The organism is Paracoccus sp. 08 (assembly GCF_024105395.1).
GTDB classification, from domain to species: domain Bacteria; phylum Pseudomonadota; class Alphaproteobacteria; order Rhodobacterales; family Rhodobacteraceae; genus Paracoccus; species Paracoccus marcusii.
Window position 1 is genome coordinate 198,741 of the sequence record NZ_WEKR01000064.1, and the last position, 22,535, is coordinate 221,275.

Here is a 22,535-nt window from a genome sequence, read left to right on the forward strand (position 1 = left end):
TGCCCCGTCCAATCGCTCTCCAGCCCTAAGACGGCTCTTGAACGACGGAGGGCGATCGCCGGCGGTGCCGGCGATCACGGTCTAACTCAGGCAGCTTTTGCAGACTTGAGCGAGGCGTAGAAGGCGCTTTCGAAGTCCATGTAGCCGACGAAGGAGACGGGATCTCCGAATGGGAAAATCTGTGTCGCCCAGAAGCCTCCGAACCCGTTCGCCCGATCGATCCAGTAAAACAGGTTCGCGAGCCCCGCCCAGCCCAACGCCCCTGCCGGCCGACCTGTGGGGGCTGCCTCGTCGTTCACCATGAAGCTATAGGACCATGACTTCAGAAGGCCCGGGAAGAACTCGGCGTCGTTCGACAGGGACGGGATCACCCCCGGCAACATGCCGATCTTCTTCTCGCCAAGGTGGTTCTTCTCGGCCATCACCACCGTCTCGGGCTTCAGGACGCGCCCGTTCGGCCCCATGCCGTCGTTCAGCCACATGCGGATGAACTTCATGTAGTCGCCGACCGTGCCGTATAGGCCGTGCCCGCCCATGTGGATCTCGGGCCTATCGGGCAGCTCGAAGTCCATCGGCGTCAGCGAGCCGTCTTCCCCGCGCGCATGCATGCCCGCAAGCCGCTTGCGGAGACTGTCGTTCAACTCGAAGGTCATGTCTTCAATCCCGAGCGGCTCGAAGATCCGACTCTGGAAGACTTCGCCCAGACGCTTGTCGGTGATCCCCTCGACCACCTGCCCGCACCAGTCGATGTTGGTGCCGTATTCCCACTTGTCGCCCGGGTCGAACTGCAAGGGCGTCATCAACGAGGCCTTCGATGCGGTGATGACGCTGGGCTGGCCCTTCTCCTGCGCCAGCCGGTTGTAGGTTTCGGAGAAGAAGTCGTATCCAAAGCCGGCGGTATGGAGCAGCAGGTGCTTCGTCGTGATCGGGCGTTTCGGGTCGCGCAGGATCGGCTCGCCGGCGTCGTCGAAGCCGTCGATCACCTTGAGCTTTCCGATATCGGGCGCGTAGTCGCTCGCCGGTGCGTCTAGGTCGAGCTTGCCCTCCTCGACAAGCTGCAACGCGGCCGTCGCGGTGATAGCCTTCGTGGTCGAGAAGATCGCGAAGACGTCGTCGGTGGTCATCGCCGTGTCACCGTCGATCCGGCGGACACCCGCGGCACCTTCGTAGATGTTCTTCTCGCGGTCCGTGACCATCGCCACGACGCCGGGCACGCGTGGATCGGACGTCACGACACCATTCAGGACGGAATCAGCGTTGAATTTGTGGCCCATGGTTTCCTCCCATTCTTTGAAGCCGGTCTTGGGAACGCCCCGTCGCGGGAACAGGGCGGTCTTGTCGTTTGCTGGATTTCAGGCGTCAGCGGGAACGCCGGCTTTGGTCATCGCGAAGGACGGATAGCCGTTCCGGGCCATCTCGTCGCATTTGTCGCGGTACGTGCCGACCCCGCCGGTATAGGACAGGACGCGGCGCGGTTTGCCCGGCACGTTGGACCCAGTGTACCACGAGTTCGTCTTCGCGATCAGCGTGGCATTCGCGGTCTCGTCATGGTGCTTGACCCAGTCGGACTCGCCTTCCTCCGTCGGCTCGATCACGTCGTGGCCGCTCGCCCGCATCGCGCCGATGCACTCCGTGATCCATTCGGTCTGCTGTTGCAGGCAGGTGGGCATGTTGCAGAGCGCGGCTGCAGGCGCGAGCGGCGCGCCGGTCATGAAGAGGTTGGGGAACCCGAACTTCATCAGCCCCATGGTGGTGCGGATGTCCTTGCCCCATTCTTCGGCGAGCTTCATGCCATTGCGGCCGGTGATGTCGATCCGCGCAAGCGCCCCCGAGCCGGCATCGAAGCCCACCGCCATGATGATCGTGTCCACCTCGTAGACGGTGCCGTCCTCCAACCTGACGCCTTCGGGCACGATCTCGGCGATCGGGTTATCACGGACGCTGACCGCCTCGACATTGTCGCGCAGGTAGGTCTCGAGGTAGTGTGTCTCGAGCGGAACGCGGTGTGTGCCGAAGCCGTAGTCTCCCTTTTTCGGCACGAGGATGTCGATCAGCCTCGGATCCTTCAGGCGGGCCCGCATCTTTTCCCGCACGAATTCGGAGATCTCCTCGCTGACCTCTTCGTCGAAGAACATTTCGGCGAAGGAGGCCAGCCAGAGCTTCAGCGATCCGTCCGCATGAATCTCCTCCAGCACCTCGCGGCGCAGCTCGGGCGTCAGGTCGGCCCACGTGTTCTCGAAGTCGTGCTCGAAGCCCGAGAACGTGTGCGGGAGATTGGCCTTCAGTTCGTCGAAGCGATCCTTGTACCATGCCGCTTCACCCGGCCCGTATTTGGGGTTCTTCATCGGCAGTACGTATTGCGGCGTGCGTACGAAGACCGTCAGGTGCTCGACCTCGGGTGCAATGGTCTGGATCACCTGGATGCCGGTCGCCCCGGTGCCGATGACGGCGACGCGCTTGCCTTCGAGGTCGAGACCGCCCTTTGGGTAGCGCCCGGTGTGGACGATCTTGCCCTTGAAGCTGGCCTGCCCGGGGAAGCGGTCCTCCAGCGGAGCGGAAAGCATCCCGGTGCAGCCGATCAGGTAGCGCGCGAGGACGGTATCGCCCTTGTCGGTTTCCACGGTCCAGAGGCCGGTCGTCTCGTCGAAGCTGGCCTTTGTGATCGTGGTCGAGAAGGAAATGTCACGGCGGAGGTCAAGCCGGTCGGCGATGTAGTGCATCCAGCGTTCGACCTCGCGCTGGCCGGGGAACCGTTCGCTCCAGGTCCAGTCCTTGTAGAGGCTTTCGTCGAAAAGATACTGGTATATGTAGGCTTCGCTGTCGAACTTGGCACCCGGATAACGGTTCCAGTACCAGGTGCCGCCGACGTCCTCCGCGGTGTCGCACGCGTGGACCTTGAGGCCCATTTCGCGAAGCTGGTGCAGCTGATAGAGACCCGCGAAACCAGTTCCGATGACCAATGCATCGAGTTCGGCGGGCACAGGTCTGCGATCCGCCACGGTGGCGGTTTGGTTAGAATCTAGCATGATTTCCTCCGAGCTGGCCGCAACCGCCTCCTGCCGGTCACGGGCTGTGCCGTAGTGTCGACCCAATCGGTCTTCGTCGCGGCACCCGGTCAGCTTGGCAGTGCTGCAGGTCGCCGATCTTGAACGAACCGCAACCAATCTTTGTATGTTTCTGTCGCCCACTCAGTGCGCGCGGCGACGGAACTCGCCAGGCGGCATGCCAAACTCCGAGGAAAACATGCGCGTGAGGTGGGCCTGGTCGCAGAAGCCGCAATCGGCCGCGATTGCCTTGATCGGCAGTTCGGTGGTGGCCAGCAGGCGACGGGCCCTTTCGAGCCGGCGAGCCTTCACGAAGGCATAGGCCGGCATGTTGAAGCTGCGGCGGAATTGCCGGGCGAAGAGGCAGGGAGTCATATCGAGAGCGTCGGCCATCACCTTGAGGTCGAGCGGCGTTTCAATCTCCGTCTCGATGAACTCAACGATACGCTTTTCCTGCTGAGGGGTCAGGACGCCGGTGCGCTCAGGCTCAAGCTGGCGTACGGAGGCGTAGCGGCGCAGGAGATGAATGATGAGACCGCGTGCCACGGTGTCGACGTAGAGTGAACCGCCCAAAGCGCGGTTTCGTGCTTCGCCGGCAATCGCATCAGCCGCACTCGACATGACCGGGTCGTCCACCCGAAGCACATCGTCGAGGGTGACCTCGCTGACCGCGCAATCCATGACCTCGCTCGCCACCTCGGCGACCATTTCGCCCGAGAGATAAACGTGGGTCACGTCGATCGGCTCGTGCCAGTTCCAGTAGGCCTGCTGCGCCCGCGTCAAAAGCGAAGCCGCGCCCGGTCCCAGAGTTTCCTTCTTCCATCGGCCATCGAAACGACGCTGCATCGGGGTCGTGCCGGTCCTGTAGCTCACGAGCATGAAGTCGCGCATCGCAGGTACGACGACATCTTGGCCTTGGTAGCGATAGGATCTTAACGCGACCCTCTTCCAGTTCTGTCCATCGCTGGCCAGAAGCACCTTTCCCGGAACCCACTCCGGCAATTCCTCAAAGGGGATCAACCCTCCCACAAAGCCGATCCTCCATCTCGACAGTCGTTGGGTTCAAAGTTCTGAGTCGAAAAGCCGATGAAGTCCCTCGGCGGCTACCAATGGCGTTCACATCCTCTCACTCTAGCAAGCGAGATGATTCACCGCTATTCTACTTTCTGCTCAGTTTAAGAAGCGAGGTAAGCATGCAGAGCGCTCACGATTGTAAGACCTCACTACGCCTGAGCGAAAGCTATTCACACCTTCCCTGACCTGGAAAAGTCGCGTGTTTTGCGGGCTGCTAGTTACGCGTGAAGCCAAGAAGCAAACGGCGGCTTCGTCCGCATAGCGGCCATCATCCTATTTTGCCCTCCACCCAGTTCGCCACGATCAGCCCCGGCACGCTGTCCAATGCCCGGTCCGCATCCCGCGCCAGGTCCAGCCGCTTCGGCAGCTTGACCTGCGGCACCAGCAGGAAGATCGGCGCGGTGACCTTGCCGCGGCCGGTTTTCGAGCGCGACACGACCGCCTGGCCTTTGGTGTTCAGCCGTCCCTCCGCCACCAGCAGGCTTGGGCCGGTGCGGCGATAGACGAAGCGCAGGCGCAGGCCACGTCGCCGCTCCCATTCGCCGGGTGTGATCCGGCCGCCCCGCAGGGACTTGCCCGCTGCGGGGAGCGGGATCGCCAGCCAGAACCCGTTCTTCGAGCGGATCAACGGGCCCGTGTCGTGCGCGCCCACGATGACTGGGGCCTTCGACCAGACCAGCGCCGCCGCATCCAGGCTCTCGCCCGACCTCGGGAAGTTCTGGCTGCGGATCGAGTTGGCGAGCCGGGGGCCGAGCCCCGCGCCGGTGATTTGCAACCGCCACGCGGACTTCAACCCGGTCCCGGCCTCGCGCATCGCGGCCGTGACAGCGCGTTCCCCCGCCGCGACCTCGGCCGCCATCATCGCAACGATGTCGGGATCGATGTCGAGCTTCAGCTTCATAACGGTCACGCCGGGCGCAGGTCGATGGTCCAGACCAGCCGCTCGCGGTCGCGGACCGGCTCGCCCTGGATGAGGAAGGCCTCGCCGTCGATCTCGATCCTGTCGCCGGGACGCGGGGTCGCCACCTCGGCCACGCGCAGGTCGATCCGGGTGGTCTCGGACCAGAGCCGGGCATCGCCGAAGTCGGAGACGACATCCGCGCGTCGGGCGACGACGCGCACCAGGACGGGCGCGCCGCCGTCGGCGATGTAGACCGCGTCCCGGCCGATGTTCGGATCGGCGAAGAGCGCGCCAACGGCGGCGGCGAAGGCGCTCATCAGAAGGCTGCGTTCAGGCGCACCCGGCCGATGGTGTCGCCCGCGCCGCTCGCCACCGCCTCGACGGCAGCGCCGATCAGAGTGTTGTCGGTGGCGACCGTGGTGCAGCGCTTGTTGGTGTCGTCCCAATAGACCTTGGCGCCGACGGTCCAGGCCTGGGAGCCGACCTTGGTGATGTCGAAGACGCCGACGAGCGCGCTCTCGACGGGCTCGCCGAGGGCGGCGGCGCCAGAGGCGATGCCGAAGATGGAGCCGACGAGCAGGCCATCGCCGGAGGCGACGGCATAGGGCGCGGTCAGGGTGATGGTGTTGCCGGGCTGGACGTAGTTCTTCATTGGGAGGGTCCTTTCGGAAAGACGAAGGGCGGCCCGTCAGGACCGCCCATGTGTCATGGGTTCAGCGTGGGGTGCGGGTTACGCGCCCGGGTTCTTGTAGAGTCCGCGCCAGTCGATGGCCTTGGCGCCGAAGTCGAGGCGGCACTTGATCTCGACCCCGTCGACGTCGAAGCCGTTGCGGGTCTCGATGTACGCGCCCTGCTGACCCTCGAGATAGGCGTATTCGATGGTGTCGATCTGGTTCGGCGAAGCCGCCAGATACCAGGCGGTCTCGCTGGCGGCGTCGAGCCGGGGCTCGCTGATCGGCGCGAGTGTGCGGATCGACTGCGGCACGACGCTTGCGGTCGCGGCGGGCACCAGGTTCTGGGCGACCAGCTGCTCGGCCTTCAGCTCCAGCGAGGCGGGCACGATCAGGAAGGCGGGCCGGACGTTCAGCACCGTCTTCTTGTCGAGCCCCGTCTGCTTGGCCATCGCCGCGCGGGCCGCACCGACGCTGCTCACGTCGAGCGCCGCGCCGGTCCCGGCGAGGTTCTTGTGGGTGGTGTGGAACAGCGCGTTGCCGTCGGCCATCGCCGGGTTGGCGGTGATGATGCCCCAGACCACGTCCGATTCCAGCTGCGCGATGGAATTGCCGTACATCGCCGGGATCCGGGTGAAGGCGTCGAGATCGTCGTTGATCAGCGTCTGTCGCGTGATTGCGACCACCCGGCCATAGGTCTTGACCTTGTAGCTCTCCTTGCTCTCGCCCAGCGTCCCGCGCTTGAACTCGCCGCTCTCGCCGACCTCAAGCAGCTGAGGGGCCTCGCCGAGCTGGACGCGGTGCATGGCCTTGAAGTCGGTGGCCAGCACCTGGCGGCAGAACAGCATGAAGGTGCGGGGATAGGCCTCGTAGGCCTGCCGCAGGGTCTTGTTGGTGACCGCCGACAGGATCTCGGGGAAGTCCGAGGTCGAGTGCAGCGCGCGCGTCGCCACTTCGTCGCGCGAGAGGCCGCGCGTGTTGACGCCTGCATTGCCGAGGCTTTCGCGGGCCAGTTCCAGCAGCGTCATGCCGCGGTACTGGCGCGCAGCGTCCTCCAGCTGGAACAGCGTCGGGCTGTAGCGGTGCAGCAGCGCATTCGCCACGGCGTCGCGCCGGGTAATGCGTTCGTCGCGGCCGCCGAGCGGGACGGAGACATGGGGGAAGGTCCGGATCTCGTCGGACTTCGCGGCGACCTGGTCGAGGATCAGGCGGCGGGACTCGTCCACGCTGACGCCGCGCTTGACCAGATCCTCGGCGAAGCCGCGCTCGAGGTTCAGGCGGCCCGCGAGATCGTAGATCGTGGAGACGCGGTCGCGCTCGGCCTCGCGGGCGCGGGTGGCGACAGCCTCGGTGTCGGGCGTAACGGGGGCATCGGTATTCTGAAGCTTCGGCTGGGTGCGGGTTTCCACTGCGGCGACCTTCGAGGCAGGCGCAGCCGGTTTCGGCTCGGTCATGGGGGTGTCCTCGGTTGCGACCGGCTCGGTCGGCTGGGTGGTGGCGGGGGTTGCGGCGTCGCTCGCCGGGGTCTGGGTCTTGTCCGTCATCGGGGATGCTCCTTGCGGTGTGGGGGCGTCCCGGCGGTGGAGGACGCAGTCGTGAAGGGGATGCAGGGCGCGGAAGCCCGCGGCGGGGTCTGCGCCGACCGCGACGGCGGAGATCTCGAACGGCGTCCAGTCCACCGCGCGCCAAAGCTCGCGGGCGGCTTCGGTTTTCGAGACCTCGAAGCGGTGGACCTGGTAGCCGATGGAGACCGCCCGGATGTGCCCGGCCTGGATGTCGCGCCAGATCGGCTCGACATCGGCGCGCTCGCTGATCCGCACCAGGGCGATGCCCCGGCCGTTCTCGATCCGCGCCGAGCCCGGGACGACCGAGCCGATCACCGCATCGAGCGTCTCGAGCTCGTGCACCTTCAGGAAGGGCGCGCCCGCGTTCAGCCGGTCGAGCCGCACATGGGCCGGGTCGAGGCTCAGTTCCTCGTCATAGGGCTCGCCGAAGAAGGTCGCGCGGCGGACCCGTGCGCCTGCCGACCAGATCACCTCGACGGTGCGGCTGTCGGCATCGGCGGTGTTCGGCGCAAGCTCCGCCGACCGGCGCATGGCCGGCAGTTCGATCATCGTGTCCATGGGATCAGTCCTGTTGGTCGGCCTGCGCCGGTGTGATTTCCGCGTCGGCAGTGGCCGTCGGATCGCCCGCCTGCGCGCTGCCGGTCTTGGTGACGCGGCGCGGGTCGCTATCGAGCACGAGGCCGAGGGCATCGAGCTTGGCGTTGGTCGCGGCGATTTCCGCCAGCACCGCGTCCGGGTTGCGGCCCTGTTTCGCGATCACCTCGGCCAGCGTCATGGTGCCGGAGCGGATCGACAGCAGGTTGGCCATCGCGTCCTTCTGCGGATCGACCGCCTCGAACTTCGGCGGCGACCATTCGACCGGCACGATGGGCGAAGGGATCTGCCCCGCCGCCCACGCCGCTTCCGTGAACCAGCGCCAGACCGGTGCGCAGAACATCGGAATGAACAGCTGCCACTGCACGGCGTCGATCTGGCGGCGGAACTCGACGAGGCCCGCCCGGATCGAGGAATAGTTCACCTGGCTGAGATCGCCGGTCAGCAGTTCATAGGGCACCCGGAACCCGGCCGAGATCGTGTGCAGGCTCGCCCGCTTGTATTCGCCGTAGCCCCCCGTCGCTGAGGGCTGGTTGAAGCGGATGTCCTTGCCGCCGCGCGCATAGGCGATCAGCCCCGGCTCGAACTGCTCGACCCGGTTGCCGTCGGCATCGACCACCGAGGGCGCGATACCCTGCTGCGCCTCGTCGTCGCCGAAGACGATGGCCGTGACGCAGGCCTCGGTCTTCTTGCGGACCAGTTCCGCCACCTCGTAGTCGTCGAGATCGCGCAAGCTGCGGATCACCGGCGCGCCCCAGGGAACGCCACGCGCCTGCGTGCGCTGCTTCTCGTAGATGTGCGCGATCTCGCTGGCGGGGACCGAGCGGCTCTGCAACCCGTTCTGCAATGCGCCATAGGCGTCGCCCGGATGCTCGGCGTGCAGCCAGTAGGCCCGGCGCTTGCCGACCGGGTCGAACTCGATCCCCTGGACCAGCCGCCCCGCGCCGATGGCGCCGGATTTCGTGGCGTCGAGGAAGTCCGCCTCCAGCACCTGCAATTGCAGCGGTACCGGAAGGCCGTCGCTCGCCCGCCGCAGACGGCGGCGCACCAGCACCTCGCCCGCCTCGACCATCTCGCGGCAGATCAGCGTCTGCAGCCCGTAGAAATCGAGCTGGCCGTCGGCGTCGCAGTCCGCCGTCCAGCGCTCGAAGAGCGCATCGACCTTCCGGTCGAGCGTGTCGTCACCGCTGGCGGCGCGAGGCATGATACCTGCGCCGATGATGTTGTTGACCAGCACCGCGACGGCCTTGGCCGCATGCGGGTTGTTGCGCACCAGATCCCGCATCCGGTCGCGCAAGAGCGCCCCGGCGACGCCGATCTCGGTGTCGGCCGAGGATCCCGGCGCGCGCCAGCCCTCGGTGCGACGCCCGCGCGCCGCGCCGTCATAGCCCCGCGTCAGGGTCTCGAAGGCCTGCCGCGCCATCACGCGGCGCGCGGCCATGCGCGGCGCCACCGTGGCGATGGCGTGGTCGAACCAGGTCGCCGACATCACCGGTCCCCACGCGAGAAGCCCGCGAGCCCGGCCACCGGCAGCGGCCGTGTGGTGCCCGCGATGGCGCGCTCGATGGTCCGGATGCGGGCGAGCAGATCCTCGGCCGAGCCGTAGTCCACCGACTTGCCGTCATAGCTGACGCGGGTCGTGCCGCTGGCATAGGCCCGGCGCAGCGCCGAGAGCTCGGTTTCCGTCCAGTTCATGCCCTTCGCTCCCGCTCAGTGCGTTCGTTCCCTCGCGACGCTCCACTGGAGCCTCGCGTCCGCTGCGCGGACCGGTCCTCACCATGTCAGAACCATCCTCCGCGCCGTCCGAGCCAGTCGGAGCGGCGCTTGCCCTGCGGGGCCTGTCCCGGCCGGTTGATCTGCCCAGCGGGATCGGTGTCGGTGGGGGCCGCCCCGAGCTGATCCTCGAGATCGCGCCATTTCTCGTCGGGCCAACGATCCGCGCCCGCGATCCAGGCGGCGGCGCGGGCGTAGACCCGGCAATCCAGCGCCTCGTTGCGCTCGCGCAGCTTCTGCCATTCCAGCCGGGCGAAGCCGCGTTTCGTACGCACCGTCACCAGCTGTTCGGCCACGAACTGCTTCAGCCATTCGTTCTCGACCCAATGCGGCAGATGCACCGAGCCGGGCGGGAACGCCGCCCCGTCGGCCATCTCCTCCTCGGTCGGCCGCGCCAGCCGCAGGAAGCGGTAGGTCTCGGCCTTGAAGGTCGAGACCGCCACGGTCCAGAGCCGCGCCCCGCGCCGCAGGCGTTTGCCGCCCTCGGTCGCGTCGACGAAGGTCGGCCCCGAGACCGGGCTCGAGCGGTTGAACCCCTCGACGCCCTTCACAGGCGAGACCTGCGCGAACCCCTGCGCCCGCGACCAGGAATAGACCGCCGGGGCCTCGTAGCCGGTGTCGATGGCCAGCCGCGCAATGCGCAGACGCGCGCCGCGTTCATGCGGCCAGCTTCGGTCAAGCAGCGCGGTCAGTTCCGACCACGCGTCGTGCCGGTCGGGGCCGCCCTCGATGACGACGTGATCGACGAGCCAGCTTTCGAGGCCACGGCCCCAGGCCCAGACATCGATCTCGATCCGGTCCTTCTGGACGTCGGCTCCGGCGGTCAGGAACAACCCGCCCGCTGGCACCGTGCCGGACGTCCAGCGCTCGCGCCGGTCGTAGAGCCGCTGCCAGTCGGGCGCTTCCCCGGTCTCGACCCATGTCTCGCCGAGGATCGTGTTGCGGAACGCCTTGATCGCCTCGTCCGACCCTTGGGCCGCGTCCCATGCGCGCACGATCCGCTCCCAACTCAGCCAGCCGATCGGCGAATAGAGGGCCGAGAGGTGATAACCAACGGTACCGGGATCAGCCGCAACGGCCGTCGCGCGCCATTCGCCCGTTTCCAGCATCGCCGTCTTGTTGTGCTCTGCGATGGGCTGGTCGCAGCCCTCGCAGTGATATTCAGCAGTCTCCGGCCGCCCCTTTTGCCAACGCAGCCGCTCGAACTTCAGCCATTGTTCGTGACCGCAATGCGGGCATGGCACGAAAAACCGCCGCTGGTCGGAAGCTTCAAACTCTCGCTCGATCCGGCTGAGCCCCCGGATCGTCGGGGTCGAGACCAGGAACACCTTGCGCCGATGGGCAAATGTCAGCGACCGCGCCTCGGCCAGCGTGACCGGATCGCCTTCCTCGTCGGCCGAGGCGGGATAGGCATCGACCTCGTCGAGGAAGATGTAGCGCGCCGGGGTGGAGCGCAGCCCGACCGCTGAGTTCGCGCCGGTCATGATCAGGATGCCGCCCGCGAACTCCTTCGACAGCATGGTGTTGCCCGCATCGCGGGATCGCGCGGGCTTCACCCGCTCCCGCAGCTCCGGGCTTTCGTCGATCAGCGGGTCGATCCGCTGCCGCGAGTTGCGTTTCGCCAGTTCCACGGTCGGTTGGACCGCGAGCATCGGGCCCGGCGCCTGGTGGATCGCGAACCCGATCCAGTTGTTCCCCGCCTCGGTCGCCCCGACCTGCGCCGCCTTCATGAACACGATCCGCTGCGTGGGATCGCCGGGCGACAGCCGGTCCATGATCTCGCGCATGTAGGGCGTACGCACCGTGCGGTATCGCCCGGGCTCGGCCGAGGCGCGGCCCGAGAGCATGCGGTGCCGGTCCGCCCATTCCGAGACGGTCAGGTCCGGGTCGGGTCTGAGCCCGCTGCCCCAGGCGCGCAGGATCTCGCCCGCGCCGTCGAAGTCCGTCAGCGCATCATCTTCACCGGAAGTCGGGCCGGACCTCGGCGAGTTCGTCGAGGTGGGCGCGTACATGTTTCTCCAGCACCTTCTGCATCGCGGCTGGCTCCACGGTGATCTGCTGGCCCGTCGCGTCGCTGGATGAGCCCGAGAGCTCGGCCGCCATCAGCGCCGCCGCACGCGCCGGCCAGTTCACCCACGTGTCCCGTTCCTCCCGCGCCAGCCGGAACACCAGCGCCAGCGCGCGGGCCCGCTCGATCAACTCCCCCTTCAGCTTCTGGAGCCGGATGCGTCGCTCCTGCGCCTTCAGCACCTCGTTCGCCGTCTTCGCCTGCAGGAACGTCGTGCCGCCGCCGACGGCCGGGACCGACAGACCCTGTTCGCGGAGCGTGTCGCCGACTGCGGCCACCGCCGCCTCGGGGACGGGCTTCAGCTTCGGCGCGGGCGGCTTGCGGGTCTTGGACGGGTCCGTCGTTTCCGCCCGCCGCGCGTCGCTGGCGGCCGCGTTGATGCTGCCGTCGGGATAGAGGACCAGCCGCTCGGCGGCCTTCGCCTTCTGGATCGCACCGCGCGACAGCCCGACATGGGCGGCGTACTGGCGCTCGCTCATGCCCTGCATCGACGGCTCCGATTATCATTCAAAATCATGTGCTTATCGAGTTGATAAGTGCGGTGGACAGAGCGAACGTCACTTCGACGACGCGATGCAAATCGACCCAAGGAGCCAGCCCGATGACCCGCCGCGCGACCGACAACACGAAAGCCCTCGACGCCTTTATCGCCGCAAAGACCGAGATCGGCGCGATGCTGGAGCGGCTCGCCGCCCTCAGCGCCGACCACTTCGAGACCCTCCCCGACGAGATCAATTGGGGGCACGTCGGCACCCTGAACCACTATCGCGCCAAGCTGCGCGAGATCACCGACATGGCTTTCCACGAAGGCGAACACGCCGAGTGAGACGGCCCGCTCCCGGTCCCGCCCGCCGACTGGCGGGCTCGACCTCGTAGAAGGGCCTGCATCCCGCGCGCCCCGATACGGGAGACGACGATGACCAAGCTTTCCGACACCCAAGCCCTGATCCTGAGCGCCGCCGCCCAGCGGCCCGAGCATATCGCCCTGCCGCTGCCCGAGAGCCTGCGGGGTGGCGCCGCCGCCAAGGTGGTCGGCGCGATGCTCGCCAAGGGCTTCCTCGAAGAGGTCGACGCGGACACGCGCAAGGGCGAGCCCGCCTGGCGCGAGACCGGCGACGGCCACGGCGTCACACTGGTCGCGACCGACGCAGGCCTCGCCGCCATAGGCATCGAGCCCGAGGACGCGAACCCCGCGCCTGCGGGCGCGACGGACGCGCCGACCGAGGAGCCCGTGCCGGACACTCCCACGGAACCGAAGGCCGCGCCCAAGACGCGCACGCCGCGCGAGGGCACCAAGCAAGCCACCCTGATCGCCATGCTGCGCGCGCCGGACGGCGCGACCATCGAGGAGATCATGGCCGCAACGGGCTGGCAGTCGCACACGGTGCGCGGCGCGATGGCCGGGGCGCTGAAGAAGAAACTCGGGCTCGAGGTGACCTCCGAGAAGGTCGAGAACCGGGGGCGCGTGTACAAGCTCCCCGCCGCTTGACGCACCGGACCCCGACAAGTTGATGGCCGCCGTCCCTCCGGGGCGGCGGTCGATCATTTGGCGCCCCGCATCCGGATCGCCTCGAACACCCGCCGCAAGGCGAAGGATCGTGCGATGCTCACCACGGTGAACACCGCGCCCATCTTCAGGTTCTGCGCCAGCGTCGTGTGAAGCCCGAAGATCGGGAAGATCAGGATCTGCGTGACCACGGCGACACCGTAGCCGACGATCACGTTGGCGACGGACTCGACCAGCGACATGAGGCGGGACTGCTTCATGCGGCGGTCTTGCGCTTTCGCGCGGGTTCGGGGGCTGCGTCCTTTGCCGGGGCATCGGCCGGGGCTTCGGCATCGTCACCCAGCCGCTCGGTTCTCACCTGTGCGAAGGTCCGGCCGTCGCCTTCAAGAATTGCGTCCTTCCCGGTCTCGGCCTGCCAGCGCTCGACGGCGACATCGACATAGGCCGGGCTGATTTCCATTGCGAAGACGCGGCGGCCGTTGGCTTCGCCCGCCATGATCTGCGAGCCGGAGCCCGAGAACGGCTCGTAGCAAAGCCCGCCGCGGGCGACATGCTGGCGCATCGGGATGCCGAAGGCGTCGAGCGGTTTCGGCGTCGGATGGTCGGGGCGCTCGTCCTTGGCGAAGGACGGCATCTCCCACGTCGAGGGCAACGTCTGCTCGGCGACCTTCGGCGGGCGGTTCGGACGGCGCCAGCCCATGAAGCAGGGTTCGTGCTTCCAGAGGTAGTGCGATCGGGTCAGGACGCCCCGGTCCTTCACCCAGATGATCTGCTGATGGACGAAGGCGCCCGCCTTTTCCCAGCAGGCCTCGAGCATCGCCTGACGGCGCGAGGCGTGCCAGCAGTACCAGCCGGCATCCTCGGTGATCGCCTCGGCGACTGCCGCGGCGATGAAGCCGTCGTAAAGCTCGGCCCCCTGCGAACTGTCGTCCCATGTCGTCCCGTAGGACGCCGACCAGTCCTTGTTGCGCGTCGGATGGTTCGAGCCGTCGTAGTCCACCAGATACGGCGGATCGGTCGCGAACAAGATCGCCCGCTCGCCATTCATCAGGCGGCGAACGTCGGCAGCGCTGGTGCTGTCGCCGCAGAGCAGGCGGTGATCGCCAAGGATCCACAGATCGCCGGTGCGCGAGGCCGGGTTGCGCGGCGGTTCGGGGATGGTCACCGGCGGCACGGAGCCCCCGGCGCCACCTTCTTCACCGTCCCCCTCCGGCACAAACGCCAGCAGCTTGTCCAACTCGCCGTCGGAGAAGCCGACCAGCGACAGGTCGAAATCCTCGGCCAGCAGGTCGTTCAGTTCCGCCGACAGCAGCGCCTCGTCCCAGGTGCCGAGTTCGGTCAGCTTGTTGTCCGCGATGCGATAGGCCCGGCGTTGTGCCTCGGTCAGATGCCCGAGCACGATCACGGGCGCTTCTGTCAGCCCCAGCTGCGTGGCGGCCAGTACGCGCCCGTGCCCCGCGATCAACTCGCCGTCCTCGCCGACGAGGCAGGGCACGGTCCAGCCGAACTCGGCCATGCTGGCAGCAATCTTCGCGACCTGGTCCGGCCCGTGCGCCTTTGCGTTCTTCGCGTAGGGCTGGAGGCGCGACAGCGGCCAGGTCTCGATCGCGTCCGGGGCGAAGCTCAGCGTCATGGTGGGCAAGGTTCCTCGGGCGGGTGGATGCCGGTGGCTTCCGGACTCCGGATGCCGGGCCGGACTCCACACGGGGTCCAGCGGACACCATCGGTGTCCGGTCGGAAGGCCAGCGTTCATTGGGGTTTGTGCGGGGCGCGCGCGGCTCCGGCTTCCGGGTGGCTTCCCAAAAATCCGGCCCTGTCGCTGGCGATGTCCCGCGCTTCGCCCGCCAGCATACGAATATCGCCAGGAAGGAACCGGAAACTGCCGTGAGCTGGACCCCGGCCGGACCCTCGCTGGATACCGGGGTCCAGACGGCCCCCGTCAACGCAAAGGGGAGAGCGGGCTTTCCAGCGCACTCTCCCCATCTTGCCTTCGGAATAGCATGGATCTGTTGCAGATGTCGAAGGGAAAAGTGTTGCAACACATTGGAGTCACTGCGCATTCAGGCGCGCAGCGATCTTGGTCAACGCGAGCTGCCAGCGACGCCACGCGGTCGTGCGGTCGCACCCCAGCTCGCCGCTGATCTGCTTCCACGGCACCCGGGCCGCGCGCGACCAGACCAGCTTGCGCTCCGCCTCCTCGATCCAGAGCACCCAGTCGAAGGTCTGCTCGAGCCGGGTGATCGCGGCGGCCGAGGGCCAGACCCGCATCGGCTGCGGCTCCATCGCCGCGATCTCGCGGCTGGTCCGCACGATGTCGGGCCAGGTGTTGAAGTAGCCCTGCGCCTTGACCGGCGGCAGCTTGCGCAGGGTGCGGAACGCCTCCTCGAAATGATCGGCGACGCAGTCGGCAGTCCATTCGCGATCAGCCATGGCGCGCCTCCCTGTCGGAAGGGCGCGGGCCGTAGAGCTTCTCGCCAAGCTGGCGGACAAGTTCACGCTCGGGCCAGGTGAGGCGGTCGTCATCGGCGAAGACCGCGAGGACGCCCTGTTCCTGCCAGCCCTCGCGCTTGACCTGTTCGGGATCCCGGCGTCGGCCGCCGTAGCCGTGGGGATGCCATCTCATGCGACACCTCCCTTCGTCTCGATCGCCCAGAGGAGGATGGCGATGGCGTCGGCCTCGTTGTCGTCGGCCGGGCTGAAGCCGCGGGCGCGGACGGCGGCGACCATGGCGGCCTTGTCTGCGTTGCCCTTGCCAGCGGCATGACGCTTGATCGTGCCGACCGGGACGCCCTCGTAGGGCACGCCGCGCAGCTCGGCCCATGCGGTCAGCGTGGCCATGAGCCCGCCGTAGATGTGGCTCGCGTCGGTGCCTGCGTGGCGGCGGACTTCCTCGAACCAGATGGCGGCGACGGGCCCGGACAGCCGGTCGATCTCGGTCAGCCAGTTGGTGAAGCGCAGGTAGCGCATACCGCCGCCATCGAAGCGGCCCGGGCGCAGCGAGACGGTGCCGCTGGTGATCAGACCGTCGTGGCCGCGGATCGCCCAGCCGGTCGAGGTGCCAAGGTCGAGCGCGAGGATGCAGCGGTTGCGGGGGGCGTCGAGCGGCAGCGATTCAAACCTTGCGCCGTCGCAATTGGGGATCAGAGTCGGCTGAGCCATGATGGGTCTCCTTTGCCGGTGGCCTGTGGTGGTGGAAGACGACGGCGGTCTGGTGCTTGGCGGTACGGGGCCGCCGTCGTCGGATCGGGAAGCACAACAGACCGTCACGGCGGCGCGCGCGGCTGGCCCGGACGTATGGGAGGAGTGGCCAACCCTGTGGGGTGGCCCTCCCATACGTAGTATGGGGGTTTGACACCTAACTGTTCCGAGGAGGGCAAGTAGCTGAAATCATTGCGGAATAAGACTTCATGAAGTCTTCGGGCATGAGTTAGGGACCTAACTCTTATTTGCCCGTAACCCGTTGATTTCGTTGAGTGCACAGTTGGCGCTGTCATATGAGTCAGGCCTCACTCATATGAGTGAGGTCGTCCTCCAGCCCCTCCGGGTAGACCCAGACGGCGGGGTTTTCGACCTGCAAGCAGACCCCGGATTGGGGACACTTGAAGTGGCTGGGCAGGACCGGACGGGCCTCGGTGGTGACCTCGCCGGTGGCCGGATCGATCTCCTCGACGGGCACGCCGAACTGCATGCCCTCGACGCAGAGGTAGCCGAACCGCGACCGGGTGATGGGGAAACCGAACCCCGAGGGGTCGCGCAGGAACTTCACGAAGCCCTTGGTCGCCAGCACGCTGAGCCGCTCGCGGATGGTGTGCTTGCTGCCCAGACCGCCCCGGTTCTCGAAGGTCTCGGCGAACTGCATGGCGGTGTAGAGCCGCTCACCCGCCGCCTCATCCAGCAACATGCCGAGAATGACATCGTGCTTGCGCAGCCGTTCGGCGTCGAACTTGGCCCCGACCTCCTTGCGCACCAGGCGCTCGTTCATCGGGTTCAGCTCGACCCATTCGCCCTTCACCTTGTCGATGAGCTTGCCTGGCAGCGCGGGGCCGTTCCGCAGCTCGATCTCCAGCCGGCGGACGGTGCTGTCCTCGTCGGGGCGGTGCATGAGCAGCCCCGAGGTGTAGAAGCCGCGCAGCGCGCTGGCGCCGGAGAGCGCGAGGAAGGGATCGTCCTTGACCTGATGCTTTGTGGCCTTGCGGGTGTGGTGGGCGAGGATGACGCCCGCGTCCGGATTGACGGCATCGCGGAGAAGCTCCACCCGGTCCTTCAGGAAGAACATCATGGCGGTGTTGTCGTTCTCGCCGCCCCCCTCAGGTCCGCCGTCGAAGAGATTGCGGATCGGGTCGATGACGATGATGTCGGGCGGCGCGTCGGCGAATGCGGCCCGGATCGCCTCGGCCACGCGGGCGACGCCCTCCGCGTCGAGCAGCAGCTTCAGCTTCGGTGTGGCAATGAAGGTGTCGCGCGCGGCGGCGATCACGGCGGCGGGCAGCGCGATCTGCTGCATGCGCTCGCGCAGATAGTGATACTGGATCTCGGCCTGCAGGTAGAACACGCGCAGCGGCCGGGGCGGTGTGAAGCCGAGGAAGGGCACCCCAGCGGCCATGTGCACGAGCCAGGAGATCAGGAAATCGCTCTTGCCGACCTTGGGCGCGCCACCCAGCACGAGGAGCCCGCCAGGGGTCAGCACGCGGGGTCCGATGATGTCCTCCGGCATTGGACTGCTGTCGTCGAGCAGCGCGCCGAGGCTGAAGGTCGGCAACGGGATGGTCGGGGCATCGGCATGGGCTGTGCGCAGGAGCGGCGGACCGTTGCGCTTCACATGCAGCGCCCAGAGCCGTTCGGACTCGGCCATCAGCCGATCGAGCGGCCAGGACGGGCGCAGCATGGCGGCGTTGTAGCCGCAGATCGCCTCCCAGCCCGCGAACGGGTCGAGGCGGCCTTCGTGCACCAGGCGCACGTAATGGCCGATGGCGGCGCTGGCCCCCTGGAAGCGGGACCAATCGTCCACCGCGCCTTCGCGCACCGGCGTGGTGAGCACCGCGTCGATGCCAAGCTTCTCGGTCGGCGCGGCAACGTCGCTGGCGAAGCCCACACCGGGCAGCGGCGGCATCTCGGCGACCCGATCGGCAAAGTCCGCAAGGTCGACCTCGACGTCGCGCTGTTCGCGGATCTGCACGAGGCGCTGGTGGCCGTACTTGTGATAGACCGTGCCCGGCACCCGGATCGGCTGGTGCGCGGAGCGGAAATGCGTGTCGCCGCCGACCTTCACGGCAATCTCGCCGCGCAGGCGGCAGAGGGTGGCCAGGTCATCGCCCTCGGCAGGCTCGGTGAGTTGCCACCAGACATGGAGCTTCGCGGCGCCCTCGGGCGTGCGCCCGCCGCTTTCGATGATGAGCGTGGGCGCGCCGAGGTGGCGGGTGACATGGTCCAGCTTGGCCGGGATGTGGCCCGCGTCCAGATCGACGACGATGGCCTGCATCTGCAGCACATCGGCGGCGCGGGCCTGGCCCTGCTCCTCGACCGTGCCGGGGATGACATAGACGGCGGCGCCCTCGCGGTTCGCCCATGCGGCGAAGGTTTCGAGTTTCTCGGGCGCAGTGTCGTCGGCCGGGATCCAGATGTTGTGCGGCTTGCCGTCCCGGCCCTGACCCTTGTCGACGAAGCCGCGGAGCGGGATCAGCCCCTCGCACCAGCTGAAGACCGTGTCGAGGAACACGGCGATCTGCTCTGGGTCGGGGTCGCAGCCGAACGGGTTCTCGGAGGGTGGCCCGTCGTTGAAGTCCGTCCACGGGTTGAAGTGCAGGATACCGTCGTCGCTCATGCCGGAAGCCCCCAGCAGCGCTCGGACCACGGGCAGAAGCGGCATTCGAAGAAGTCGGGCGTGGTCGCGACGCGTGGCAGAAGCTCGCCCGCATCGGTCGCCTGCAGGATCCGCACGCCCCGGTCGGACATGCGCTGCGCGAGATCGGCGTCGAAGGGCACCAGCTCATGGTGAAGCTCGGCGGTGTCCTTGTTGATCGCGGTGAAGAGCGCGGGCGCGGCGCTGATGCCGGGCACGCTGGTTTCCATGTAGGCCTGATAGACCGCGATCTGGGCGGCATAGACCGGCTTCGACTTGGTCACGCCGTCCTTGACGCAGGCGCGCCAGTTCTTGGCGTTCATCGTCTTGCATTCCCACAGTGCGGGAACGGCCAGACCGAAGCCTTCGGGCCCCGCAGCGATGATGCCGTCGACATGACCGCGGATGCGCCCGCCCGCGACCGAGAAGCCGAACTGGCCGCCATCGGGACGGTTGCCCTTCCGGGTGTAGAGGTCGAAGCCCGCGCCGCGCAGCCAGGCGACGGCCAGATCCTCGAGCGCGTGGCCGATGGCGAAGATGCGCAGCGACTGGCCGCTGAAACCCTGGCCCTCGTCCTTCGGCGTCGCCGTGAACTCGAACTGAAGGGCGCGCTCGCAGGCATGGCCGAGGCGGGATCCGCCGAGATAGTCGCGGAGCGGCCGCGTGGCCTGATCGGCGGTGAGCGCCTGATCGACGGCGGCGTTGACTCGGTCGGCGAAGCTGGGGCGATGATTGTAATCGAGGGTCAAAACGGCACCTCCGGCGTCTGCGCCCGGGCGATGTCGGACATGGCCTCGCGGAAGCCCTCGACGGCTTCCTCGATCAGCGCGCGCACCTGTGCCTCGGTCAGCTCGGCAAGCGGTGTGGCCCAGCCGATCTCGTCCATCAGCAGCGCCACGCGCTTCATGGTGGCGGAGATCGCGGCGCGCTCTTCCTCGGTCAGGTCAACCATGGCGAAACGCTCCCGCGCCAAGCGCGTCCAGAAGGACTGGCAGGGCATCGAGCAGAACCAGACCGAGGGCCGGGGCCGCTTCGACCGGTGCGGATCGAACCAGCCAAAACCACGGGTGGGTTGCCGGCAGACAGCACAGAGCGTTCCACGCGGATGCCAGAGCCGCCGCCGGTCCGCGGCCGTGATGGGGGTGGATGTGGACATGGGTCATGCCGCCCTCCGTTCGGGCCGGGCGGCTGTGTCGATCAGCTGGCGAATGGCGCGCTTGTTGAAGCCGAAGGTCATCAGCGCCGAGGCGCGGTAGCGCGTCAGGCCGAAGTCATGGCGGCACTCGGGCGGCAGGTATTGCAACTGCTTCTCGGTCGGCGGCTGGCGCAGCCAGGAACGGGTCTTGAAGGCGCTTTCGTCCGTCTCGTGGGTGTTCAGCCAGTCGTCCGCCTGCGCGAGGCAGACCGTGCGCTCGCCCACACCCAGCAGATGCGGGCGTTCGCCCTTCGCCCCGCCGATGGCGTACCAGACCCCGTCCAGCCAGAAGATGCCGCCCCAGGCTGCGAAGCCGGTGGCCATCAGCGCATCGTCCGTGCCGTAGAGGTCGACCCACGCGAAGCTGGACCGCTTCAGCAGGTCGATCTCGGTCATCATGAAGCCCGAGAGCGGCGCCGCGGCCCCACCTTCGCCTGCATCCAGATCCTCGCGGGGGAACGCCTCACCGCAGAGCGGGCATTCGGTGGCGGCCAGCGGGATCTCCGCCTCGCAGGCAGGACAGGTCTTGGTCGGCGCCTCGCCGGTCTCGGTCTTGCCGTCGAGATCGACATCCTGTTCCAGCGTGCCGTGGATCAGGCTGGAGGTGCCGAAATCCAGCACGACGCAGTCGGTCTTCACGATGCCGGGGTATTCCTCGGGGTCGACGGTGCGCAGCCCGCGCCCGACCATCTGGATCATTGTGGACTTGTAGGAACTGGGCCGCAGCAGCACGACGCAGGAGGTGGGCGGGTGGTCCCAGCCCTCGGTCAGCACCGCCACGTTGACGACGACGCGGATGCTGCCCGCCGCGTAGTCGGCGAGGATCGCCTTGCGGGTCTCGGCCGCCAGGTCGCCATGGATCAGCGCGGCGGAAACGCCCGCGGCCCGGAACGCGTCGGTGACGTGTTCGGCATGGGCGACGGTGGAGCAGAACACCACGGTCTGCCGGTCGCCCGCCTTTTCCTTCCAGTGCCGGATCACCTCGTCGGTGACGGGGGCGCGGTCCATGATGCCCGCGACCTCCGCCATGTCGAAATCCGACATCGTCTTGCGGACAGAACGCAGCTCGTCCTGCACGCCGACATCGATGACGAAGGTGCGGGGCGGCACCAGGTGGCCCGAGGCGATCAGCTCGCCCAGCCGCACCTGGTCGGCGACATTGTCGAAAACCTCGCGCAGGCCCTTCTTGTCGCCCCGGTTCGGCGTCGCCGTGACCCCGAAGATGCGGGCGTCGGGATTGGCTTCGCGCACCCGATCGATGATGCGGCGGTAGCTGTCTGCGACGGCATGGTGCGCCTCATCCACGACCAGCAGGTCGATGCGCGGCATGTCTGCAAGGTTCGAGGCCCGCGCCAGCGTCGGCACCATGGCGAAGGCGACCTGGCCGCCCCAGGACTTCTCGGTGGCGTCGATGACCGATGTGGCGACGCCCGGCACCACGCGCTGGAACTTGGCGCGGTTCTGCGCGGTCAGCTCATCGCGATGGGCCAACACGCAGGCCTTGGCCCCGTCGCCGATCATCTCGCCGGTGACCGCCGAGAGCATGATGGTCTTGCCCGCGCCGGTGGGCGCCACGCCCAGCGTGTTGCCGCGGGAAGCGAGCGCAGCCACGCTGCGCTCGACGAAGGTTTTCTGGCGGGGGCGCAGGCGCATGGCCGGTCTCCCCCTTACTGCGCCCAGCTCGGCCGACCGGCGGTGCCGGGGGCGGACGCGGGCTGGCTGGGCTGGGTGGCCGTCGTGGGTTGCTGCGGGGCGTGGCCCTGCGCCGGGGCGGCGGTGAACTGCGGCGCGACCGTGCCCATCAGCGCGGCATAGTCGCGATGGTCGGGCGTGACGGCAGCGCGGATCTCGTTCTTGTCGTCGCCGTTGGTGTCCTGACCGATGTCGATACGGGCGATGAACTCGACCCCGTCGAGATCGCCGAAGCCGTTGATGCGGCGGCGGGCCTGCGCCTCCGGCGAGTTGTCCTTGTCGGACACGCCGCGCGCCGAGTTGAGGATACCGCGGATCAGGCCGCGCCCCATGTTGGCCCAGTCCGGTCCCTTCGGGCTGTAGAGGCCGATCAGCGACCAGACCTTGCGCCGGGCATAGGGCCCCTCGAGCACCGTGTATTCGGCGTCGAGATAGACGGCGCCGGTGGCGGCGCGGCGCGCCCAGCCGCCGGTCCAGCCCTGCGAGGGGTCGTCGAAGCCGCCCGGGCGCAGGGTCAGCCGCACCTTGGCGAGCGTGCCCTTCGGGATGACGTTGGTGTTCGATTGGGCGGAGTTGAAGTCGTTCCAGGGTCCGGACATTGCGCGGCTCCTT

General features: G+C 67.7%; 23 protein-coding genes. 2 read left to right on the forward strand and 21 right to left on the reverse strand.

Going from position 1 to position 22,535, the window contains the following annotated elements:
- Nucleotides 1-86 precede the first annotated feature (86 nt).
- The 11 genes from GBO37_RS14975 to GBO37_RS15025 form a co-directional block, all read right to left on the reverse strand.
- The gene (locus GBO37_RS14975) at nt 87-1,274 is read right to left on the reverse strand and encodes a serine hydrolase (protein WP_252929862.1); all 1,188 of its coding nucleotides are present in this window, start codon (nt 1,272-1,274) and stop codon (nt 87-89) included.
- 78 nt (nt 1,275-1,352) lie between these two features.
- The gene (locus GBO37_RS14980; RefSeq protein WP_252929863.1) at nt 1,353-3,026 is read right to left on the reverse strand and encodes an NAD(P)/FAD-dependent oxidoreductase; all 1,674 of its coding nucleotides are present in this window, start codon (nt 3,024-3,026) and stop codon (nt 1,353-1,355) included.
- 162 nt (nt 3,027-3,188) lie between these two features.
- On the reverse strand, nt 3,189-4,073 hold the full coding sequence (locus GBO37_RS14985; RefSeq protein ID WP_252929864.1) for a helix-turn-helix domain-containing protein: 885 nt from the start codon (nt 4,071-4,073) through the stop codon (nt 3,189-3,191).
- Between the two features lie 313 nt (nt 4,074-4,386).
- A complete protein-coding gene (locus GBO37_RS14990; RefSeq protein ID WP_252929865.1) occupies nt 4,387-5,019 on the reverse strand; it encodes a DUF6441 family protein in 633 nt (210 codons plus the stop codon).
- Nucleotides 5,020-5,024: 5 nt separating this feature from the next.
- A complete protein-coding gene (locus GBO37_RS14995; protein ID WP_252929866.1) occupies nt 5,025-5,336 on the reverse strand; it encodes a hypothetical protein in 312 nt (103 codons plus the stop codon).
- On the reverse strand, nt 5,336-5,671 hold the full coding sequence (locus GBO37_RS15000) for a DUF2190 family protein (RefSeq protein WP_252929867.1): 336 nt from the start codon (nt 5,669-5,671) through the stop codon (nt 5,336-5,338). Before GBO37_RS15000 ends, GBO37_RS14995 begins: the two co-directional genes overlap by 1 nt.
- Nucleotides 5,672-5,749: 78 nt before the next feature.
- Nucleotides 5,750-7,813 carry a prohead protease/major capsid protein fusion protein gene (locus GBO37_RS15005; protein WP_252929868.1) on the reverse strand — a complete coding sequence of 688 codons (2,064 nt, stop codon included), beginning with the start codon at nt 7,811-7,813 and terminating at the stop codon, nt 5,750-5,752.
- Between the two features lie 4 nt (nt 7,814-7,817).
- Nucleotides 7,818-9,338 (reverse strand): phage portal protein, encoded by a 1,521-nt coding sequence (locus GBO37_RS15010; protein WP_252929869.1) that lies wholly within the window; start codon nt 9,336-9,338, stop codon nt 7,818-7,820.
- Nucleotides 9,338-9,544, reverse strand: coding sequence for a phage head-tail joining protein (locus GBO37_RS15015; protein ID WP_101498967.1), 207 nt, complete (start codon nt 9,542-9,544; stop codon nt 9,338-9,340). The genes GBO37_RS15010 and GBO37_RS15015 overlap by 1 nt, the downstream gene beginning before the upstream one ends.
- 86 nt (nt 9,545-9,630) lie before the next feature.
- Nucleotides 9,631-11,634 carry a phage terminase large subunit family protein gene (locus GBO37_RS15020; RefSeq protein WP_252929870.1) on the reverse strand — a complete coding sequence of 668 codons (2,004 nt, stop codon included), beginning with the start codon at nt 11,632-11,634 and terminating at the stop codon, nt 9,631-9,633.
- Nucleotides 11,582-12,178, reverse strand: a complete 597-nt coding sequence (locus tag GBO37_RS15025) for a hypothetical protein (RefSeq protein ID WP_252929871.1) — start codon at nt 12,176-12,178, stop codon at nt 11,582-11,584. The genes GBO37_RS15020 and GBO37_RS15025 overlap by 53 nt, the downstream gene beginning before the upstream one ends.
- Nucleotides 12,179-12,291: 113 nt before the next feature.
- Here GBO37_RS15025 and GBO37_RS15030 point away from each other — a divergent pair, with 113 nt between their 5' ends.
- Nucleotides 12,292-12,516: a hypothetical protein gene (locus GBO37_RS15030; RefSeq protein ID WP_252929872.1), complete on the forward strand. Its 225-nt coding sequence runs from the start codon at nt 12,292-12,294 to the stop codon at nt 12,514-12,516.
- A gap of 90 nt (nt 12,517-12,606) precedes the next feature.
- Nucleotides 12,607-13,179, forward strand: a complete 573-nt coding sequence (locus tag GBO37_RS15035; RefSeq protein WP_252929873.1) for a DUF3489 domain-containing protein — start codon at nt 12,607-12,609, stop codon at nt 13,177-13,179.
- Nucleotides 13,180-13,232: 53 nt separating this feature from the next.
- Here the strand turns inward: GBO37_RS15035 and GBO37_RS15040 are convergent, their stop codons facing one another.
- The 10 genes from GBO37_RS15040 to GBO37_RS15085 all read right to left on the reverse strand — a co-directional run bounded on the left by GBO37_RS15040 (nt 13,233) and on the right by GBO37_RS15085 (nt 22,522).
- Nucleotides 13,233-13,457, reverse strand: coding sequence for a hypothetical protein (locus GBO37_RS15040; RefSeq protein WP_252929874.1), 225 nt, complete (start codon nt 13,455-13,457; stop codon nt 13,233-13,235).
- Entirely contained in the window at nt 13,454-14,830 is a 1,377-nt protein-coding gene (locus tag GBO37_RS15045; RefSeq protein WP_252929875.1) for a site-specific DNA-methyltransferase, read from the reverse strand. Before GBO37_RS15045 ends, GBO37_RS15040 begins: the two co-directional genes overlap by 4 nt.
- Nucleotides 14,831-15,246: 416 nt before the next feature.
- Entirely contained in the window at nt 15,247-15,627 is a 381-nt protein-coding gene (locus tag GBO37_RS15050) for a DUF6362 family protein (protein WP_018303644.1), read from the reverse strand.
- Nucleotides 15,620-15,820: a hypothetical protein gene (locus GBO37_RS15055; RefSeq protein WP_252929876.1), complete on the reverse strand. Its 201-nt coding sequence runs from the start codon at nt 15,818-15,820 to the stop codon at nt 15,620-15,622. The genes GBO37_RS15050 and GBO37_RS15055 overlap by 8 nt, the downstream gene beginning before the upstream one ends.
- On the reverse strand, nt 15,817-16,356 hold the full coding sequence (locus tag GBO37_RS15060; RefSeq protein WP_252929877.1) for a hypothetical protein: 540 nt from the start codon (nt 16,354-16,356) through the stop codon (nt 15,817-15,819). The genes GBO37_RS15055 and GBO37_RS15060 overlap by 4 nt, the downstream gene beginning before the upstream one ends.
- Nucleotides 16,357-16,696: 340 nt before the next feature.
- Nucleotides 16,697-19,018, reverse strand: coding sequence for an AAA family ATPase (locus tag GBO37_RS15065; RefSeq protein ID WP_252929878.1), 2,322 nt, complete (start codon nt 19,016-19,018; stop codon nt 16,697-16,699).
- The gene (locus GBO37_RS15070) at nt 19,015-19,785 is read right to left on the reverse strand and encodes a hypothetical protein (RefSeq protein ID WP_252929879.1); all 771 of its coding nucleotides are present in this window, start codon (nt 19,783-19,785) and stop codon (nt 19,015-19,017) included. The genes GBO37_RS15065 and GBO37_RS15070 overlap by 4 nt, the downstream gene beginning before the upstream one ends.
- Nucleotides 19,782-20,192 (reverse strand): DUF6511 domain-containing protein, encoded by a 411-nt coding sequence (locus GBO37_RS15075; protein ID WP_252929880.1) that lies wholly within the window; start codon nt 20,190-20,192, stop codon nt 19,782-19,784. The genes GBO37_RS15070 and GBO37_RS15075 overlap by 4 nt, the downstream gene beginning before the upstream one ends.
- Before the next feature lie 3 nt (nt 20,193-20,195).
- Nucleotides 20,196-21,884, reverse strand: coding sequence for a DEAD/DEAH box helicase (locus GBO37_RS15080; protein ID WP_252929881.1), 1,689 nt, complete (start codon nt 21,882-21,884; stop codon nt 20,196-20,198).
- A 14-nt stretch (nt 21,885-21,898) separates the two neighbouring features.
- Entirely contained in the window at nt 21,899-22,522 is a 624-nt protein-coding gene (locus GBO37_RS15085) for a hypothetical protein (protein ID WP_252929882.1), read from the reverse strand.
- Nucleotides 22,523-22,535 lie beyond the last annotated feature (13 nt).

Bases quoted from the DNA above. Each gene is read 5' to 3' on its own strand.
- GBO37_RS14975 (WP_252929862.1), bottom strand. From the start codon at position 1,274: ATGGGCCACAAATTCAACGCTGATTCCGTCCTGAATGGTGTCGTGACG.
- GBO37_RS14980 (WP_252929863.1), bottom strand. From the start codon at position 3,026: ATGCTAGATTCTAACCAAACCGCCACCGTGGCGGATCGCAGACCTGTG.
- GBO37_RS14990 (WP_252929865.1), bottom strand. From the start codon at position 5,019: ATGAAGCTGAAGCTCGACATCGATCCCGACATCGTTGCGATGATGGCG.
- GBO37_RS14995 (WP_252929866.1), bottom strand. From the start codon at position 5,336: ATGAGCGCCTTCGCCGCCGCCGTTGGCGCGCTCTTCGCCGATCCGAAC.
- GBO37_RS15000 (WP_252929867.1), bottom strand. From the start codon at position 5,671: ATGAAGAACTACGTCCAGCCCGGCAACACCATCACCCTGACCGCGCCC.
- GBO37_RS15005 (WP_252929868.1), bottom strand. From the start codon at position 7,813: ATGGACACGATGATCGAACTGCCGGCCATGCGCCGGTCGGCGGAGCTT.
- GBO37_RS15010 (WP_252929869.1), bottom strand. From the start codon at position 9,338: ATGTCGGCGACCTGGTTCGACCACGCCATCGCCACGGTGGCGCCGCGC.
- GBO37_RS15015 (WP_101498967.1), bottom strand. From the start codon at position 9,544: ATGAACTGGACGGAAACCGAGCTCTCGGCGCTGCGCCGGGCCTATGCC.
- GBO37_RS15020 (WP_252929870.1), bottom strand. From the start codon at position 11,634: ATGTACGCGCCCACCTCGACGAACTCGCCGAGGTCCGGCCCGACTTCC.
- GBO37_RS15025 (WP_252929871.1), bottom strand. From the start codon at position 12,178: ATGCAGGGCATGAGCGAGCGCCAGTACGCCGCCCATGTCGGGCTGTCG.
- GBO37_RS15030 (WP_252929872.1), top strand. From the start codon at position 12,292: ATGACCCGCCGCGCGACCGACAACACGAAAGCCCTCGACGCCTTTATC.
- GBO37_RS15035 (WP_252929873.1), top strand. From the start codon at position 12,607: ATGACCAAGCTTTCCGACACCCAAGCCCTGATCCTGAGCGCCGCCGCC.
- GBO37_RS15040 (WP_252929874.1), bottom strand. From the start codon at position 13,457: ATGAAGCAGTCCCGCCTCATGTCGCTGGTCGAGTCCGTCGCCAACGTG.
- GBO37_RS15045 (WP_252929875.1), bottom strand. From the start codon at position 14,830: ATGACGCTGAGCTTCGCCCCGGACGCGATCGAGACCTGGCCGCTGTCG.
- GBO37_RS15050 (WP_018303644.1), bottom strand. From the start codon at position 15,627: ATGGCTGATCGCGAATGGACTGCCGACTGCGTCGCCGATCATTTCGAG.
- GBO37_RS15055 (WP_252929876.1), bottom strand. From the start codon at position 15,820: ATGAGATGGCATCCCCACGGCTACGGCGGCCGACGCCGGGATCCCGAA.
- GBO37_RS15060 (WP_252929877.1), bottom strand. From the start codon at position 16,356: ATGGCTCAGCCGACTCTGATCCCCAATTGCGACGGCGCAAGGTTTGAA.
- GBO37_RS15065 (WP_252929878.1), bottom strand. From the start codon at position 19,018: ATGAGCGACGACGGTATCCTGCACTTCAACCCGTGGACGGACTTCAAC.
- GBO37_RS15075 (WP_252929880.1), bottom strand. From the start codon at position 20,192: ATGTCCACATCCACCCCCATCACGGCCGCGGACCGGCGGCGGCTCTGG.
- GBO37_RS15080 (WP_252929881.1), bottom strand. From the start codon at position 21,884: ATGCGCCTGCGCCCCCGCCAGAAAACCTTCGTCGAGCGCAGCGTGGCT.
- GBO37_RS15085 (WP_252929882.1), bottom strand. From the start codon at position 22,522: ATGTCCGGACCCTGGAACGACTTCAACTCCGCCCAATCGAACACCAAC.